At 62.9% G+C, this 14,778-nt stretch carries 13 protein-coding genes, 1 tRNA gene and 2 pseudogenes; 9 read left to right on the top strand and 7 right to left on the bottom strand.

Annotated elements, in window-relative coordinates; all coding sequences use genetic code 11:
* On the top strand, positions 1-428 hold a 428-nt coding region (locus tag AC1DXI_RS14960), incomplete at its 5' end, for a GNAT family N-acetyltransferase (protein ID WP_476939286.1).
* Positions 429-980: 552 nt separating this feature from the next.
* On the opposite strand, the gene AC1DXI_RS14955 is transcribed toward AC1DXI_RS14960, so the two are convergent.
* Positions 981-2,060 (bottom strand): TRAP transporter substrate-binding protein, encoded by a 1,080-nt coding sequence (locus AC1DXI_RS14955; protein WP_476939285.1) that lies wholly within the window; start codon positions 2,058-2,060, stop codon positions 981-983.
* Between the two features lie 1,411 nt (positions 2,061-3,471).
* On the opposite strand from AC1DXI_RS14955, the pseudogene AC1DXI_RS14950 reads away from it, so the two are divergent.
* Positions 3,472-4,615 (top strand): annotated as a pseudogene (locus AC1DXI_RS14950) (IS3 family transposase).
* Positions 4,616-5,031: 416 nt separating this feature from the next.
* Here the strand turns inward: AC1DXI_RS14950 and AC1DXI_RS14945 are convergent.
* Complete coding sequence (locus AC1DXI_RS14945) at positions 5,032-5,658, bottom strand: TetR/AcrR family transcriptional regulator (RefSeq protein WP_476939284.1); 627 nt, start codon at positions 5,656-5,658, stop codon at positions 5,032-5,034.
* A 103-nt stretch (positions 5,659-5,761) separates the two neighbouring features.
* Between AC1DXI_RS14945 and AC1DXI_RS14940 the strand changes: the two genes are divergently transcribed.
* Both AC1DXI_RS14940 and AC1DXI_RS14935 read left to right on the top strand, forming a co-directional pair.
* Complete coding sequence (locus tag AC1DXI_RS14940; RefSeq protein ID WP_476939283.1) at positions 5,762-6,550, top strand: SDR family NAD(P)-dependent oxidoreductase; 789 nt, start codon at positions 5,762-5,764, stop codon at positions 6,548-6,550.
* Positions 6,551-6,627: 77 nt separating this feature from the next.
* A complete protein-coding gene (locus AC1DXI_RS14935) occupies positions 6,628-7,485 on the top strand; it encodes a PhzF family phenazine biosynthesis protein (RefSeq protein WP_476939282.1) in 858 nt (285 codons plus the stop codon).
* Between the two features lie 282 nt (positions 7,486-7,767).
* Here the strand turns inward: AC1DXI_RS14935 and AC1DXI_RS14930 are convergent, their stop codons facing one another.
* Complete coding sequence (locus AC1DXI_RS14930) at positions 7,768-8,439, bottom strand: LysE family translocator (RefSeq protein ID WP_476939281.1); 672 nt, start codon at positions 8,437-8,439, stop codon at positions 7,768-7,770.
* A gap of 97 nt (positions 8,440-8,536) precedes the next feature.
* On the opposite strand from AC1DXI_RS14930, the gene AC1DXI_RS14925 reads away from it, so the two are divergent.
* Both AC1DXI_RS14925 and AC1DXI_RS14920 read left to right on the top strand, forming a co-directional pair.
* On the top strand, positions 8,537-9,091 hold the full coding sequence (locus AC1DXI_RS14925; protein ID WP_476939280.1) for a CGNR zinc finger domain-containing protein: 555 nt from the start codon (positions 8,537-8,539) through the stop codon (positions 9,089-9,091).
* A gap of 165 nt (positions 9,092-9,256) precedes the next feature.
* Positions 9,257-9,472, top strand: a complete 216-nt coding sequence (locus tag AC1DXI_RS14920) for an antibiotic biosynthesis monooxygenase family protein (RefSeq protein WP_476939279.1) — start codon at positions 9,257-9,259, stop codon at positions 9,470-9,472.
* Positions 9,473-9,590: 118 nt separating this feature from the next.
* On the opposite strand, the gene AC1DXI_RS14915 is transcribed toward AC1DXI_RS14920, so the two are convergent.
* On the bottom strand, positions 9,591-10,064 hold the full coding sequence (locus tag AC1DXI_RS14915) for a GNAT family N-acetyltransferase (RefSeq protein ID WP_476939288.1): 474 nt from the start codon (positions 10,062-10,064) through the stop codon (positions 9,591-9,593).
* A gap of 66 nt (positions 10,065-10,130) precedes the next feature.
* Positions 10,131-10,348, bottom strand: a pseudogene (locus AC1DXI_RS14910) (recombinase family protein); the annotation flags it as partial.
* 167 nt (positions 10,349-10,515) lie between these two features.
* On the opposite strand from AC1DXI_RS14910, the gene bioB reads away from it, so the two are divergent.
* Both bioB and bsaP read left to right on the top strand, forming a co-directional pair.
* Entirely contained in the window at positions 10,516-11,541 is a 1,026-nt protein-coding gene (gene bioB, locus AC1DXI_RS14905; RefSeq protein WP_243178495.1) for a biotin synthase BioB, read from the top strand.
* Positions 11,538-11,798 carry a biotin synthase auxiliary protein BsaP gene (gene bsaP, locus AC1DXI_RS14900; RefSeq protein WP_476939278.1) on the top strand — a complete coding sequence of 87 codons (261 nt, stop codon included), beginning with the start codon at positions 11,538-11,540 and terminating at the stop codon, positions 11,796-11,798. Before bioB ends, bsaP begins: the two co-directional genes overlap by 4 nt.
* A 435-nt stretch (positions 11,799-12,233) precedes the next feature.
* Here bsaP and AC1DXI_RS14895 read toward each other — a convergent pair.
* Positions 12,234-12,315: transfer RNA gene (locus AC1DXI_RS14895), tRNA-Leu, on the bottom strand.
* 205 nt (positions 12,316-12,520) lie between these two features.
* Between AC1DXI_RS14895 and AC1DXI_RS14890 the strand changes: the two genes are divergently transcribed.
* Positions 12,521-13,126 carry an ANTAR domain-containing response regulator gene (locus AC1DXI_RS14890; protein WP_018772478.1) on the top strand — a complete coding sequence of 202 codons (606 nt, stop codon included), beginning with the start codon at positions 12,521-12,523 and terminating at the stop codon, positions 13,124-13,126.
* Positions 13,127-13,257: 131 nt separating this feature from the next.
* Here AC1DXI_RS14890 and pyk read toward each other — a convergent pair whose 3' ends face one another.
* The gene (gene pyk / locus AC1DXI_RS14885; RefSeq protein ID WP_476939277.1) at positions 13,258-14,760 is read right to left on the bottom strand and encodes a pyruvate kinase; all 1,503 of its coding nucleotides are present in this window, start codon (positions 14,758-14,760) and stop codon (positions 13,258-13,260) included.
* Positions 14,761-14,778 lie beyond the last annotated feature (18 nt).

Genomic DNA, 14,778 nt, shown 5'->3' with positions numbered 1-14,778 from the left:
TCCTCCCGGCATTCCTCGACTACTATCAGCGCTTTCCCGGCTACGGGTTCTGGGCCGCGCTCGAGAAGACGACCGGGGAATTCCTCGGCTGGTTCCACTTCCGGCCGGGCCCCGACGATCCACAAGATCAGCCGGAACTGGGCTACCGGTTGCGCCACGCGGCGTGGGGAAAGGGGCACGCGACGGAGGGCTCGCGGGCGCTGATCGCCAAGGGGTTCACCGAGTTCGGGGTGCAACGGGTTGTAGCTTCGACCATGGCAGTCAACACGGCTTCCCGAAGGGTGATGGAGAAATCCGGGATGCGCCTCGTGCGGGCCTTCGTCGCCGACTGGCCGGTGTACGTTCCGGGCGATGAGCACGGCGACGTCGAGTACGCGATCACCCGAGATGAATGGGAGACCGACGATTCCCGCCTTCATCCCCAGTGACCCCACCGGTATCAGTCGACCGGACGTAAAGACACCGCAGCGAGGTCCGCGAACGACTCTAAGGCGATACAACCGAAGCCGTGCCAGCGCGAACATCACAGCGGCGAGGGCCGGACTGAGACCGAAAGCACCCTCCCCCTTCCCATCGCCCAGGTTGAATCGACCGTCTTTGGGGCCAGCCAGCTCTTTTCGGCGCATGGAACCGAAGGGACGGCGCTGCGGAAGAGGATGAGGACTCCTGAACCTCGAGAGTTTGCCCGACCCGGATCTCATCATCCCGTCTCCGGGGACCTCGGGCCGTCTCGAGCGTTCATGGGGGTCATGGCCGGCGGACGGCCGCCGAGTCTGCCCTGGCTTACGCGGTCGCTTGGCCGGCCTTCGTGCCTTCGTGCAACCGCGGTCGTTCGTACGCTGCACGAGACGCGAACACGTCGAAATTTAGCTTCCGGTGAGATCTTGTTGTGTCCGGCCAGGGGTCAGTAAGTGACCGGAACCCTATCTCTCGACGTCCAAGAACCCAGACCCTTCGACTCCGGACCAAGTGGGCGCCTGCTAGCCGCCGGCGCTGCACGGGGCAATGGATCGGGGCGCAGGTTCGGCCGCGGCCAGATCCTTTATCTTGGCTATGCGGGCTTTGGTATCCGGGTCCGCCTCGAGTTTCGTGTAGACAGGGGCACCGGCAGCTTTGAAGGCGGCAACCGCGGCCACCGTCGCTACCACCACGGTTCCGCCTTCCTTGCAGAATTTCGCCGCATCGTCCGCCGTCTCCGTCATTGTTTCCACAGCCCACGTGCGGGTGGCTGCCGCCGCGTCTTTCAGGGCCTGCCGCTGGCCCTCGCTCAGGGCTTGAAAAGACTTCGTGTTGATGACAAGGGAGTTTAACTTGGAGTAGAGGATCATGTTGCCGGTCGCGGTCGTGGCCTTCGGGAGCGACCCGGCCAACGCGAACGACGATTCCGCCGCCACCACCGTTCCCGCGGCGATACCGTCATAGAACTGTTCGCCCACAAGATCGTCCGGAGTGGCACCCATCGTGCTCAGCAGATCGTAGGTCGTGTCGGACCGGGGAGCCCGTACGGTTTTCCCGGCAAGATCAGCCGGCGTAAGCATCGGTTCGAAGAAGGAGAAGAGCATTCGCGTGCCTTCTGGGACCAGGGCAAGACCGGACACACCGACCTTGTCCAGCCCTGCAAGCATTTCGTCCGCGACTGCCGGGTCCGAGACCTTCGCCATCAGGGCATTGGATGTCACGAGGAACGGCGCGTGAAGTGCCGCAAAGGAACTCACCCCTTCGGTGTCCCAAGCCCGGGCAGGGACCAGTCCCATATCGAAATCACCGGTAACCACTGCGCGTGCCACTGCTTGATCCGGGTCGTCCTTGTCCTCACCCACGGCTTTCCACACCGGTTCGATCAGGACCTTGCCCCCGGAGTGTTCCTTCACGTTGCGGGCGAATTCCTCAATCTGGGCGGCAGCCGGGCGGCCGGGCTCATCATCGGTGGCTATCCGCAGGGTCTTGGTCTGTTCTGCCGCCGGCGGCGGGCTGGCCGTCGTCGAGCTGCATCCCACTGTGGTCAGAAGTGCTGCTAATCCGAACCCTACAGAAGTCATGAAGTTGAACGGATTTTTCATAACCACGCGCCTTCCGGACGATGAATCAGTGATGCAGACTTTGGGACGGGAGACTGGTGACGCAGCGCAGCTGGAAACGTGCGTGTCCGCAAGCTACGCCCAACGCCGCAGCGAAGCAATAGCGGACGGCAACGCCGGACCGCCGTCCTGTTGCGCAGCGAATCTTCCGCTGTGCTGGCCCAACCGAGGACAGTTCGGGGCCCGTTTAACGGTGTGGACTATCTACACATCACGTATGGCCACACATCCCAGCATGCGGAGGACTTACAGCCAAGGCGCCTGACCCCGCCACCCACAGTGGCGGGCGGAGATGGCAAATCCGTGGGTTAGGTGATCTCCTCGCATGGTGGTGCCGGCTGAGCGGTTACCACTTGGGTATTCGGATCGTACTCTAGGGCCGGCCTTCCGGCCACGATCACTGTAGCGCGCTCCCACGGCCGGTCTTCAAGTAGGAAGGGAATTTCTTGTTCTTCCCACTCCCTGTGCAGGTCTTCTTCTTCCTGGCCATCTCGTTCCAGGAGGCGACGTCGGGCTTCAAAGTTGTCGCACTGCACCCAGATTGAAGCGTCGACTAGGTCGGAGAGAGCTTGGCGTGATGATCCGCTCCCTTCCACCCACACCACTGAACGCCCGGCGGGTAGAGCTATGGCACCTGGACGTTCTCGGGCCACCCAACCCGGCGGACGGTAATGGACTGCCTCGCCTTGGAGCAGAGGTTCGAGGACACCGTCACGGAGTTCATCGGCCCAGTCAAAAAACGAGAGATGCCACGCTACATCGTCCGTGTGAACGACATCTGAGTCCGGCACTCGAGCTAGTAGACGATCGACCAGGGTGGTCTTGCCTGCCCCGCTCCTTCCATCTACCGCTACAACCCAGGGCCGGTTCGGACGTTGTCCTGCTGCCGGCAGTAGTCGCCGCACCAAGCCTTCCAGTGACTCGGCTTGCCAGGGTCCCCCATCGGGTTCGCCGACTTCCGGTTTCATATCCATGGTTACCTCGACTTCGATTATCGGTCCCGCCCGAAGCTGCCTGGGATGAAGTCTCGAGAGTTGCTGTGTATAGCGCAAGCTCTTTTCGTGGCTGAGGATGTCTGGTGTACTAATCTACGCGGGGCTGCCGTATTGCGGGTGTCCGGCTGATTCAGTGCGAAGGTCTAGGGTCATTTCCCTGTTGTGGGGAGAGCGCGGTGCCGTAGCTGTACTGCCCAGGGACGTTGGTTCGGTGAATGTGATGACTCGCTGGAGTCGTTGACCTAAAGGTGAGGACCTCCGGTTGCACAGTGGAGTTGCTTAGACAACCGCTGCAGCGACCAAGAGGTCCTCAATGTCTCACGCTAATGCCGGGGACTGCCCCCGGTTTTGTTGACTCCTTGACCTAGCGAGCTGGTGCTCGTGGAAGGATGTTGACCATGCCCACGGCTTATGGGGCGGAGTTCCGCCAGGATGTTATTGATGTGGCCCGCAAGGGCGAGGCGCCACTGGCGCAGATTGCGAAGGATTTCGGGCTGTCAGTCACCACGCTGAAGCGCTGGATCGCCATCGCCGAACGTAAAGAATCCGGGGCCGGCCCCGCGGCCGCGGAGTCGGCCGAGATGCGGGAGCTTAAGAAGCGCAACCGCTTGCTGGAGCAGGAGAATGAGATCCTGCGCCGGGCGGCTGCCTATCTGGCGAGGGATATCAACCCAAAATGATGTACCCGCTGGTCACGGATCTTGCCGCCGACGGTGTCCCCGTGGCGGTGACCTGCAGGGTGTTGAAGTTCAGCAAGCAAGGCTACTACCGGTGGAGAGCCAGCCCGGTGACGGACCGGGACTGGGCGGATGCGCACCTGGTCAACGCCGCTCGGGACATCCATGACGACGATCCCGCGTTCGGATACCGTTTCATCGCCGATGAACTCCCGGAGAAGGGCATAACGGCTGGTGAGAACAGGGGCCAGCGCCTGTGCAGGGACCACGGCATCTGGTCGGTGTTTTCGAAGAAGCGGGGCCTGAACCGGAAACCGGGCCCACCGGTTCACGATGACCTGGCGGAACGCGACTTCACCGCCGCGGCGCCGAACGAGCTGTGGCTGACCGACATCACCGAGCACCCACCGCCGAGGGAAAGCTCTACCTCTGTGCGGTCAAGGACGTCTATTCCGGCAGGATCGTCGGGTACTCGATGGACTCACGGATGAAGTCTTCGCTGGCGGTTGCCGCGCTGGAGAATGCCGTGCGGGCACGCCGTCCGGCAGGAACTGTGGTTCATTCGGACCGTGGTTCCCAATTCCGGTCCCGGCGGTTCGTTGAATCGCTCCGCCATAACGGCCTCCAAGGGTCGATGGGAAGGGTTGGTGCGTGCGCAGACAACGCCGCGATGGAATCGTTCTTCTCGCTGCTGCAAAAGAACGTCCTGGACCGTCAGCGGTGGACCACCTGGCAACAACTCCGGCTGGCGATCACGACCTGGATCGAACGGACCTACCACCGCCGGAGACGGCAAAGACGACTCGGAAAACTCACGCCAATCGAATATGAAACAATCAACCGGACCGCGCTCATAGCGGCCTAAGACCCCGAGTCAACAAAAGCCGGGGCAGTCCCCATCTCCATTGAACATAGCTGTGGAACGAGAGCCCACGCGCGAATCGCCGCATTCCGAAGGACCAATCCTAGCGTTCCACTTCCTAGGAACCGAGACAGCTTAAACCCAGAGAACGCGTGCCGGGCATCCGAAAATCCGTCGATTCACTTGGCTCGATGGGTCCGCAGAAGACGAGGCCAACGCTGCGGTCGTCAAAGCAGCGTGAGCGTTTTCCGGCAGGTGCCCCGCTGGACCGCAGGCCGACAAACCTCCACGCACAAGGAGGCCTTCTGGCGAACGTCAATAAGCGTTGTTTTCGAATCCGTTGCGTATAACGAAGGATGCCTGACGGCTGGTTCGGCTCAACGGGTGTTTAGGACGCCGAGTTCGTCTAAGAGAGCGGCTCATGGGCCGATTCCCGAGGCTCCCCGGGGTGCGGGAATACCTGCGACCATTCCCGCCCACAACAGGTCTGTTGTGGCAACCGTCAGGGCGTCGATGGAAGTTCCATCCAGGAGGTTGCCCGCCGCCAGCACAGCGGCTCCGTGCAGGTTCACGAAGCAGACGAGCGCGAGCATCTCGCGGTCCCCTGGCGCGAGCTCCCCGGCGTCCTGGGCTTCAGCGATGAGCGCCCTGGCGATCGTTATGCCGTCTTCACCGATGCTGCGCAGTTCATCGCTGGCATCAGGATGGTGCTTGGTGGAGTGCATCACGGCCAACAGGACCGGGTGGGCGACCGCGAAGTCCACATAGGCCCTGGCGATCCGGACAAAGCGTGACCGATGGTCTCCGGCGGCTTCGGACGCTCCTGTGATCCTCGCATTCATGCTGCGGAAACCGTCAAGGGCGAGGGCATCGAGAAGCGCCTGCTTGTCACGGAAATGCTTGCCGGGTGCCGCGTGGCTCACACCCAGGTCACGCGCGAGCTGCCGTAGGGAAAGTCCCTCGACTCCTGCTTCTTCGATGACTTCCCTTGCACGGGCGAGCAACGCCTCGCGGAGCTTGCCGTGATGGTAGGGCTGATCGGTCATGTGATCAGTATAGCCGCAAAGTAGTCATTGACTACAATGGTGCCACTGTCTACTATGTAGGCATTGGCTACATAGAGTGGCCGCCACACGGAATGGATTCGACATGACCATGAGCTACAGCGGAACCACGGCACTCATCACTGGAGCGAGCTCCGGGCTCGGCGCGGAGTTTGCCGCACGATTTGCAGCGCGCGGGGCCAACCTTGTGCTGGTCGCACGGCGGACCGACAGGCTTGAGGATCTCGCCCGGAAGCTGCGCGACTCGGGCGGCATTTCAGTGACTACGCTCTCGAAGGACTTAAGCCGTGCGGGAGCCGGAGCGGAACTCCGCGAGGAGCTCGCCGGCCGGGGCATCCGCATCGACACCCTGATCAACAACGCGGGCTTCGCCACGAGCGGCCCTTTGGTCAAGGAAGACCCCGCGGTCATCGCCTCGGAGATCTCCCTCAACGTGGCCTCTCTCGTTGAGACCACGCGGGCATTCCTCCCCGAGATGCTCGCCGCCGGGAGGGGCGCACTCATCAACGTAGCCAGTACCGCAGCTTTTCAGCCGGTACCTGGGATGGCGGTTTACGGAGCAACCAAGGCATTTGTCCTGAGCTTCACCGAAGCCGTGGCACATGAGACGAAGGAATCCGGCCTTCGCGTGCTCGCGCTCTGCCCGGGGGCCACCCGCACCGAATTCTTCGACGTACTCGGGAGCCAGGCCGCAGCGGTCGGCCGGCTGCAGGGCGCCAGCGAGGTCATCGACACTGCCCTGCGCGCTCTCGATCGCCGCACTACACCCGTAAGCGTCGTCTCAGGCTGGGGCAATCGCCTGCTGGCCGGCATCGCCCAGCGCCTCCCCCGACACATCTCCCTCGCCATCGCCGGCAGAGCCGTACAGGACTAGTGCTACTAGTCGCATTTCGCTTCGCCCTGTTGGTCTTCGCCACGCCCGTATCTTCACAACCCACCGAGGATGTAGCAATGAATCAGACACCCGACGTACTTCGTTATGCCGCCTTTACCACCACCCCCGACGGCGGAAATCCAGCGGGAGTAGTCCTGGACGCAACCCGCCTCGACGACGCCCGGATACAGGCCATCGCGGCCGACGTCGGGTATGCGGAAACGGTCTTTATCACCGAGGCGACGGTTGACGGAGACCCCCGCCGGAACCGTGTTCGGTACTTCTCCCCGATCGCCGAGGTGCCGTTTTGCGGCCATGCCACAATTGCTTTGGCCGTCGCGCTGTCAGGGCGAGATGGCGCGGGGACCTTTGTTTTCGAGACCCCGGTGGGGCCCGTCGTTATCGAGACTGCGGGCCAGGTCGCAGCGGTGACGGCAAGCTTCACGAGCGTGGAGCCGCGAGTGGCCGAGTTCCCCGACGGCGTCCTGAGCACCCTGCTCGGGTTGCTCGGCGTGGACCGGGACGAGCTGCACCCCGAGTACCTTCCGATGATCGCTTTTGCCGGAAACTGGCACCCCATTCTCGTCTTCGCTGATCGAAGGACTTTTGACTCATTCGTGTTCGACCCTGATCCCATGCGCACGCTGATGGACGCCCAAAACTGGGCTGGTACTGTCACAACGCTCTACAGGACCGGGCCGGGCGAGTTCGACTCACGCAACCTCTTCCCGGTGGGCGCCATCACTGAAGATCCGGCGACCGGTTCGGCTGCCGCTGCTTTCGGCGGGTACCTCCGCCTGCTCTCCCTCGTGGAACCGCCAAGCCGCGTCGTGGTGCACCAAGGCAGCCACGTCGGCCGCCCGAGCAGACTCACCATTGATATTCCACCGCTCGGCGGGATCATCGTGCACGGAGAAGCCGTCGAAATCGCTTGAGGCGTAGGGACTCCATACCGCAGTGCGGTGCTGCTGTCGCGGTTGGGGAATCCTGAGCGGACGCTTTCAGGGACAGGGAGGTTAGGCATTCGTAGCCAGCCGACAGTACCTTCGGATGCTGCATGATTTTATGGGGGGGGCGCAGCGGTCAGTCATGCTGGGATTCTCCGGTCGAATGTCCGGATGGCTAGGGCTGCAGCCCCATAGGCGGCGCACGCTTAGGCTGGCCGCGCCGGGGCGGTGTGGGCACGCGGGCCCGGCGAACTCTCATCCTCAGAATCGCTATATGCGTGCTTTTTCTGGTACTTCCCGCGCGAGGAGGACCGCTACCAGGCCGAGCGCCGAACCGGTGACGCGCCGCTGCCACTTCGTCCAGTTCGGCCGGCCGGAGAGGAATGCAGAGATCGACCCGGCACCGAGGACGATCAGTGCGTTCACGAGTATGCTCACCGCGATCTGGATCGCTCCGAGGGAAAAGCCCTGGACAGTTGTTCCTCCACGGCCCGTATCGATGAACTGCGGAATGAGCGCAAGGTACATCACGGCTGTTTTTGGGTTCAGAAGGTTCGTGAGGAGGCCCATGCGGAAGAGCTTGCGTGCGGGATCGCGAGAGAGGGCGCGAACGTCGAAGACGCCGCGACCGCCGGGCTTGAGTGCCTGCCACGCGAGGTAGGCCAGGTAGAGGACTCCCGCGGCTTTCATTCCGGCGTAGAGCCACGGCACCGCTACGAACACCATCGCGAGCCCGAGGTTCGCCATCGTCATGTAGACGAGGAAGCCACTACAGGTACCTGCGAGAGAAATCATTCCCGCCACTGGCCCTTGACTCACACTGCGCGAAACCAGGTAGACCATGTTCGGACCCGGCGTGAGCACCATGCCCAGTGCCGTTAGAGCCATCCCGCTTGCCGCGGCCATCGAAACCCCCGATCCGAGGTCCGTGGCCGCGATCACGCGCGCACCGTCCTGCCCGCTTGATACATATATCGCGTCTGCGAATCGGCAGCCCCAGGAAAATTCATCATGACTCCAACAATGATGTAATAGCCTTATGCATCTCAACCCTTACGGTGAGTACGCGGTACTCCTTGCCGCCTCGTTGGCCAACGATTGGCCAGCCGATAGGGACGGCCTCGTGCAGCGGACTCGGGAGTTCGGTATGACGATGGACTACAGGCTCTCCGCCGGAGACGATCATGAGCAAACCCGCACCGTCCTTGACGCGTGGCTCTCAGTCGTCGATGAACGCGATCCACGGAACAGGGCCGATCTGTTGAACGCCCAGATGGCTGCTGCCGCCGCCTATCCGCGCCTCACCGATCACGACGGTGAAGGATGGCATCTTCACTACCGCGACCTCGACCAGGCTCTTCCACAGGTACTGCTCGCCGTGATCAGTGTCGGAACTGCACTGCACCTGAGCACTCGCGGCGCTCATAGGCTCAGCCGGTGCGCCGCCGGGATGTCATCAGGTGATCCCTGCAGGGCAGTCGTGGTGGACGTCACCCGCAACGGTCGCCAGCGCTACTGCTCCGTACGCTGCGCAAACCGTGAGAACGTCCGCAAACACCGCGCCCGCGCGAAACAAGACCGCAGCGCGCTGTAAGACGGTCCCCCACGCCGCCGTTGGGCCGCTCCCCGCCGAGCCAAGTCCCCTACAAATGCTAGCGTGACCGTTAACTTCGTTGGCGGGTGAAGCGCAGCAGAAATACCGACTTCCCGTTCCGTTTCGGAATCCTGCGGAGCACGGGCGGGCGCGCCTGGGGTTCCTGTGTCGGAGACTCGCCCGGTGATTACCGAACACGCGCTTTTGCCTGTCAGCCCCGGTCAAGAACATGCCTTCGAGCTGGCGTTTAGCGAGGCGCGGTCCATCACCGCTTCGATGGCTGGCTTCCGGAATTTTTCGTTCTCGCGTTCGGTCGAGTCGCCGAGCACCTGTTTGCTACTCGTTGACGGATTGCCGCGCCCTACTGCACGACTTCTATGAGGTCGAACCGCGGCCAAAGGCCGTCCGCCCCTTCTTCCAAGTCGGCCATCCAAGTCGCGATTTACGATTACCAGCAGGACCCGGGAGCCTCGCAGCTACTGTCGCCTTTGGCGAACGTTCAGAGGGAACAGGTTGTCCTGGGTACAAACTTCTGGTCCGTTTCGGCGACGAGGAAGACATCGATCGAATCCTCGTGCTCGTGGACGAATCCGTTGCGTTCGTAGAGACGTCTCGCCGGGCTGCCTTGGAGGACATTTAGCCGGAAAGGCCGATGATCGTGCTGCGCCATCAATACATGGCGCAGCACAGCGCCCCCCAGACCCTGCCCTTGGTACTCCGGAGCTAAATAGAAGTGTTCAATCCATTTCTCATCCGATTCGGGGCGGACAGCAATGACACCCACCGCGGAGGCCTCAACTTCGATAACAAACGTGTGCGCTGGGTGAAAACCCGTGACGAAGCGCTCTCTGACGTGCACCGGATCCCAGCGTCCGAGCCGCTCGAGATCGGGACGCATGACTTGAGCGCGGAGCTCGGCAATCCATGAAGCGTCAGAGGGAAGGCTTGGGCGCAAAGACCAGACGGGCGGCATGTACTCATTGAAGCTGAAGCTACTCGACACGACGAAATCCCGCAGGATCCCGGCCCGGTAGCTGTGGGCACGTTCCAATTCGGCGAAGGCTCCACGACGCCGAAAGCATCAGGTTTGCCAGGGGCGAAAGTCAGGTCTTCCTTGAGAAACTCGATCCTGACACCCTTACGAGTGAGCTTCTGCACCAGGGACCGCAGGTCGTCCAGGTTCCGGGCGAGCCGGTCCATGCTGTGCACGCCCAGGGTGTCACCGTCACGAATGAAGCGCAAGAGCTCCTCAAGCTGTCTGGGGTCGGAACAAACCCACGGGTGCACGCCGACTTATGAAATGTACGATCGGGACCAATCCGGCAGCCGCCTGCTTGTAGACACCCGACAAAATCCTGCCGCCATTGGAAAACTAGCGTCTGCTTGGAGGAATATCCGCAGCTAATCAGCGCAAAGGACGATCAATGACGATGCAGGAAGATCCGGCGACCACCGGGTATGAGATTCTCGAAACCGCCCGCCGGCAGGTCCTCGAGGAAGGACGCGGGCTGACGCAGGAGCAGCTGGTGGAGGTTTTGCGGCTGCCCGATGTTGCCCTTCCGGCGGCGCTGCAGCTGGCCCATGAGGTCAGGCTCAGGCATTGCGGCGAGGACGTGGAGGTTGAGGGCATCGTCTCCATCAAGACCGGCGGCTGTCCCGAGGACTGCCACTTCTGCAGCCAGTCCGGCCTGTTCGACTCCCCCGTACGCGGCGTGTGGCTGGACATCCCGGAACTGGTCAAGGCGGCCAAGGAAACGGCCGCCACCGGAGCCACCGAGTTCTGCATCGTGGCGGCGGTCCGCGGACCCGACATCAAACTGATGAACCAGATCAAATTCGCGATCGACCGCATCAACGAAGAAGTGGAGATCAACATCGCCTGCTCGCTGGGCATGCTCACCCAGCGCCAGGTCGACCAGCTCAAAGAATGGGGCGTGCACCGCTACAACCACAACCTCGAAACCGCACGCAGCTACTTCCCCGAGGTAGTCACCACCCACAGCTACGAAGAACGGCTTGAGACCTGCAACATGGTCAAGGCCGCCGGTATGGAACTGTGCTGCGGCGCCCTCATTGGTATGGGCGAATCCATCGAGCAGCGCGCAGAACTCGCCGCCCAGCTGGCAGCCCTGGAACCGCATGAGGTCCCGCTGAACTTCCTGAACCCCCGGCCCGGGACACCGCTGGAAAACCAGGGCATCATGGACGGCAAGGACGCCCTCCGGGCGATCGCCGCGTTCCGCCTGGCGATGCCCCGCACCGTGCTGCGCTACGCCGGCGGCCGGGAACTGACCCTCGGGGACCTCGGCACCCGCGAAGGCCTCATGGGCGGCATCAACGCCGTCATCGTCGGCAACTACCTCACCACCTTGGGCCGTCCCGCGGACGCTGACCTGAACCTGCTGGTCGAGCTGAACATGCCCATCAAGGAACTCCAGAAGACACTATGAACCGGGCTTCGACGAGCTCAGCCACCGGCGATGCAGCGAGCTCAACCACCGACTCCACCCCTAACTTTTGCGGCCACTGCGGCGAGCCGGACGACGGCGGCTCCCGGCCGCCGTCGGACCCTCACCTTCCCTGCCGGGAACTCCTGGTACTGGAACCCCCGCGTTATTGCGTCGCCTGCGGGCGGCGGATGAAGGTCCAGGTCACACCGACGGGCTGGAGCGCGGAGTGCTCCCGCCACGGGGTTCTGGTCCGATGACGCAGGGTTCGGCGCAGATGGGCCTGATCCGGCGGGACCGCGCACGCCTGTGGCACCCTTATGCCCCGGCGTCCCCGGATCTTCCGTTGTGGGAGGTCGAGGCGGCCAAATCTCCCCCACGCCGCCGGTAAACAAGGAGTCCGGAGAAAAAATCTTCAAGAAATCCCTGCAGGTCATGTGGTCAGCAGGACCGCGCGACATGAATAGGTACAAGACCAACCACGGCCACCAAAACAAGCCAGAAAGGAGCACTGAATGACCCCAGATCCCAGCAGGCGGAGGGCCCACCAGCCAGGGCCCTGATCCCGCCACCCTCATAACTTCATAGGCCACCGCGGCGCCAGGCAACAGGCCGCGGCAAGCGTCAGAGGGACCCACGCAGGGTCAATGTACACACGTTAAAGCAAAAACCCCCTCTGACGAGGGGGAATGCTGTGCCCGAGGTGGGACTCGAACCCACACACCTTTCGATACCGCATTTTGAGTGCGGCGCGTCTGCCAATTCCGCCACTCGGGCGCGGAGTACACCGGTGTAACAATCAGCCTGCCACAGTGCTGTGAGCAACGCGATCGCTTCCAGTGCGCGAAATTACTCTACATGCAGATAGGCTGAATTCCAGAATCGCGCCAGTGACGCCGCATCGAACCAAACCGGTCCAAGTACATTGGCGGACAAAACCTATGATGGTTGAGTTCCCGCCGTACCTTTCCAAGGAGTTCCCGTGTCAGAACAGACGGAGTCAACCCCCACTTCCCAGCCGGCGCGCCGCGTTGTCGTCGCCGAGGATGAGACCCTCATCCGCCTGGACATCATCGAAATCCTGCGGGGCGAAGGCTACGACGTCGTCGGCGAGGCAGACAACGGCGAAAAGGCCGTGCAGCTCGCCGAGGAGCTCAAGCCCGACCTGGTCCTGATGGACGTAAAGATGCCGGTCATGGACGGCATCTCGGCCGCCGAAAAGATCGTCAAGGCCCGGATCGCCCCCGTGGTCCTGCTCACCGCGTTCAGCCAGAAAGAACTCGTGGAGCGCGCCCGCGACGCCGGTGCCATGGCGTATGTGGTCAAGCCGTTCACCCCGGCGGACCTCATCCCGGCTTTGGAGATCGCGCTGTCCCGCCACGAGGAAATCAAGGCCCTCGAGAGCGAGGTCACCGACTTGCAGGAGCAGTTCGCCACCCGCAAGCTCGTGGAGCGCGCCAAGAGCCTCCTGACCACCAAGATGGGCCTGACGGAACCGGAAGCCTTCCGCTGGATCCAGAAGACCTCGATGGACCGCCGCCTCAGCATGCGCGAGGTCGCCGAAACCATCATCAACCAGGTCAACTAGCGGCCAACGGCGCCGGCCGCGCTCCGCGGCCGGAAGCCGCGCACGCCAAGCACCAAACACCAAAAAGGGAGGATCCCCGCCAACCGGCGGGGATCCTCCCTTTTTCCTCTCAAGCGTTCAAGCTTTCAGAACTAGGCCTGGACCCGGTTCTTCTTCTTCTTTTCCGGCCACGGGCCGAGCTTGTCCTTGGTCACTGTTGCTTCGCCCTGGCTGCCGAAGTCGGCGAGGTCGCCCACCTTGTGGACCTTCAGCAGGTTCGTCGAACCGGCCTTTCCGGGAGGCGAACCGGCGGCGATGACCACCAGGTCACCGTCCTCGACGACGTCCAGCTCCAGCAGGCTGCGGTCAACCTGGGCCGTCATCTCATCGGTGTGGCCCACCATCGGAACCAGGACCGGCTGGATGCCCCACGTCAGTGCGAGCTGGTTCCAGACGTGCTCCACCGGGGTGAAGGCGAAGACCGGCCTGATGGGACGCAAGCGCGACAGGCGGCGTGCCGAGTCACCGGACTGGGTGAAGGTACAGATGTACTTCGCTTCCAGCTGGTCGGCGATCTCGACGGCGGCGCGGGTGATGGCGCCGCCGCGGGTCTTGGGCTTGGTGCCGAGCGGGGGGACGCGCTCGAGGCCGTGGACCTCGGTGGACTCAATGATCCGGGCCATGACCTTGACGGTCTCGATCGGGTACTTGCCCACGCTGGTCTCGCCGGAGAGCATGACCGCGTCGGCGCCGTCGAGCACCGCGTTGGCGCAGTCGGAGGCCTCGGCGCGGGTGGGGCGCGGGTTGTCGATCATGGACTCGAGGACCTGGGTGGCCACGATGACCGGCTTGGCCCAGCGGCGTGCCAGTTCGATGGCGCGCTTCTGCACGATCGGCACTTCCTCGAGGGGAAGTTCCACACCAAGGTCGCCACGGGCCACCATGATGGCGTCGAAGGCGTCAATGATCTCGGGGAGCTGCTCCACGGCCTGCGGCTTCTCGATCTTGGCGATGACCGGCACGCGGCGGCCTTCCTCGTCCATGATCTCGTGCACGCGGACGATGTCCGAGGCGTCCCGCACGAAGGACAGTGCAACCATGTCCACGCCGCGGCGCATGGCCCAGCGCAGATCGTCCTCGTCCTTTTCGCTCAGCGCCGGCACGTTGACAGCAACGCCGGGCAGGTTGATGCCCTTGTTGTTGGAGACCCAGCCGCCAACAATCACCTGGGCGACCACCTTGACGTCGTCGACGTCGATCGCGCGGAGGGCGACCTTGCCGTCGTCGATCAGCAGGGCATCACCCGGGTTGACGTCCTCGGTCAGGCTCTTGAGGGTCGTGGAGCAGATGTCCTTGGTGCCGGGAACGTCCTCGGTGGTGATCGTGAACGTGTCGCCGACCTCCAGGAGGTGAGGACCGTCGACGAAACGTCCGAGGCGGATCTTCGGCCCCTGCAGGTCGGCCATGATGGCCACGGCCTTGCCGAGCTGTCCCGCAGCCTTGCGGACGTTCTCGTAGGTGTTGTCATGCACGGAGTAATCGCCGTGGCTCATGTTCATGCGTGCCACGTCAACGCCGGCTTCCAGCACGGCCAGCGTGTTGTCAAAGCTTGCGATTGCCGGTCCGAAAGTGGCCACGATTTTAGCGCGTCTCATATACCTACCCTACTGGTG

Source organism: Arthrobacter sp. P1_H7 (assembly GCF_056405215.1).
Note: the sequence above shows the minus strand (reverse complement) of the source record. Positions and strands in the feature narration are given on the sequence as shown.

Bases quoted from the DNA above. Each gene is read 5' to 3' on its own strand.
- AC1DXI_RS14940 (WP_476939283.1), top strand. From the start codon at position 5,762: ATGACCATGAGCTACAGCGGAACCACGGCACTCATCACTGGAGCGAGC.
- bioB (WP_243178495.1), top strand. From the start codon at position 10,516: ATGACGATGCAGGAAGATCCGGCGACCACCGGGTATGAGATTCTCGAA.
- pyk (WP_476939277.1), bottom strand. From the start codon at position 14,760: ATGAGACGCGCTAAAATCGTGGCCACTTTCGGACCGGCAATCGCAAGC.
- AC1DXI_RS14955 (WP_476939285.1), bottom strand. From the start codon at position 2,060: ATGAAAAATCCGTTCAACTTCATGACTTCTGTAGGGTTCGGATTAGCA.
- AC1DXI_RS14925 (WP_476939280.1), top strand. From the start codon at position 8,537: ATGCATCTCAACCCTTACGGTGAGTACGCGGTACTCCTTGCCGCCTCG.
- AC1DXI_RS14945 (WP_476939284.1), bottom strand. From the start codon at position 5,658: ATGACCGATCAGCCCTACCATCACGGCAAGCTCCGCGAGGCGTTGCTC.
- bsaP (WP_476939278.1), top strand. From the start codon at position 11,538: ATGAACCGGGCTTCGACGAGCTCAGCCACCGGCGATGCAGCGAGCTCA.
- AC1DXI_RS14915 (WP_476939288.1), bottom strand. From the start codon at position 10,064: ATGCCGCCCGTCTGGTCTTTGCGCCCAAGCCTTCCCTCTGACGCTTCA.
- AC1DXI_RS14935 (WP_476939282.1), top strand. From the start codon at position 6,628: ATGAATCAGACACCCGACGTACTTCGTTATGCCGCCTTTACCACCACC.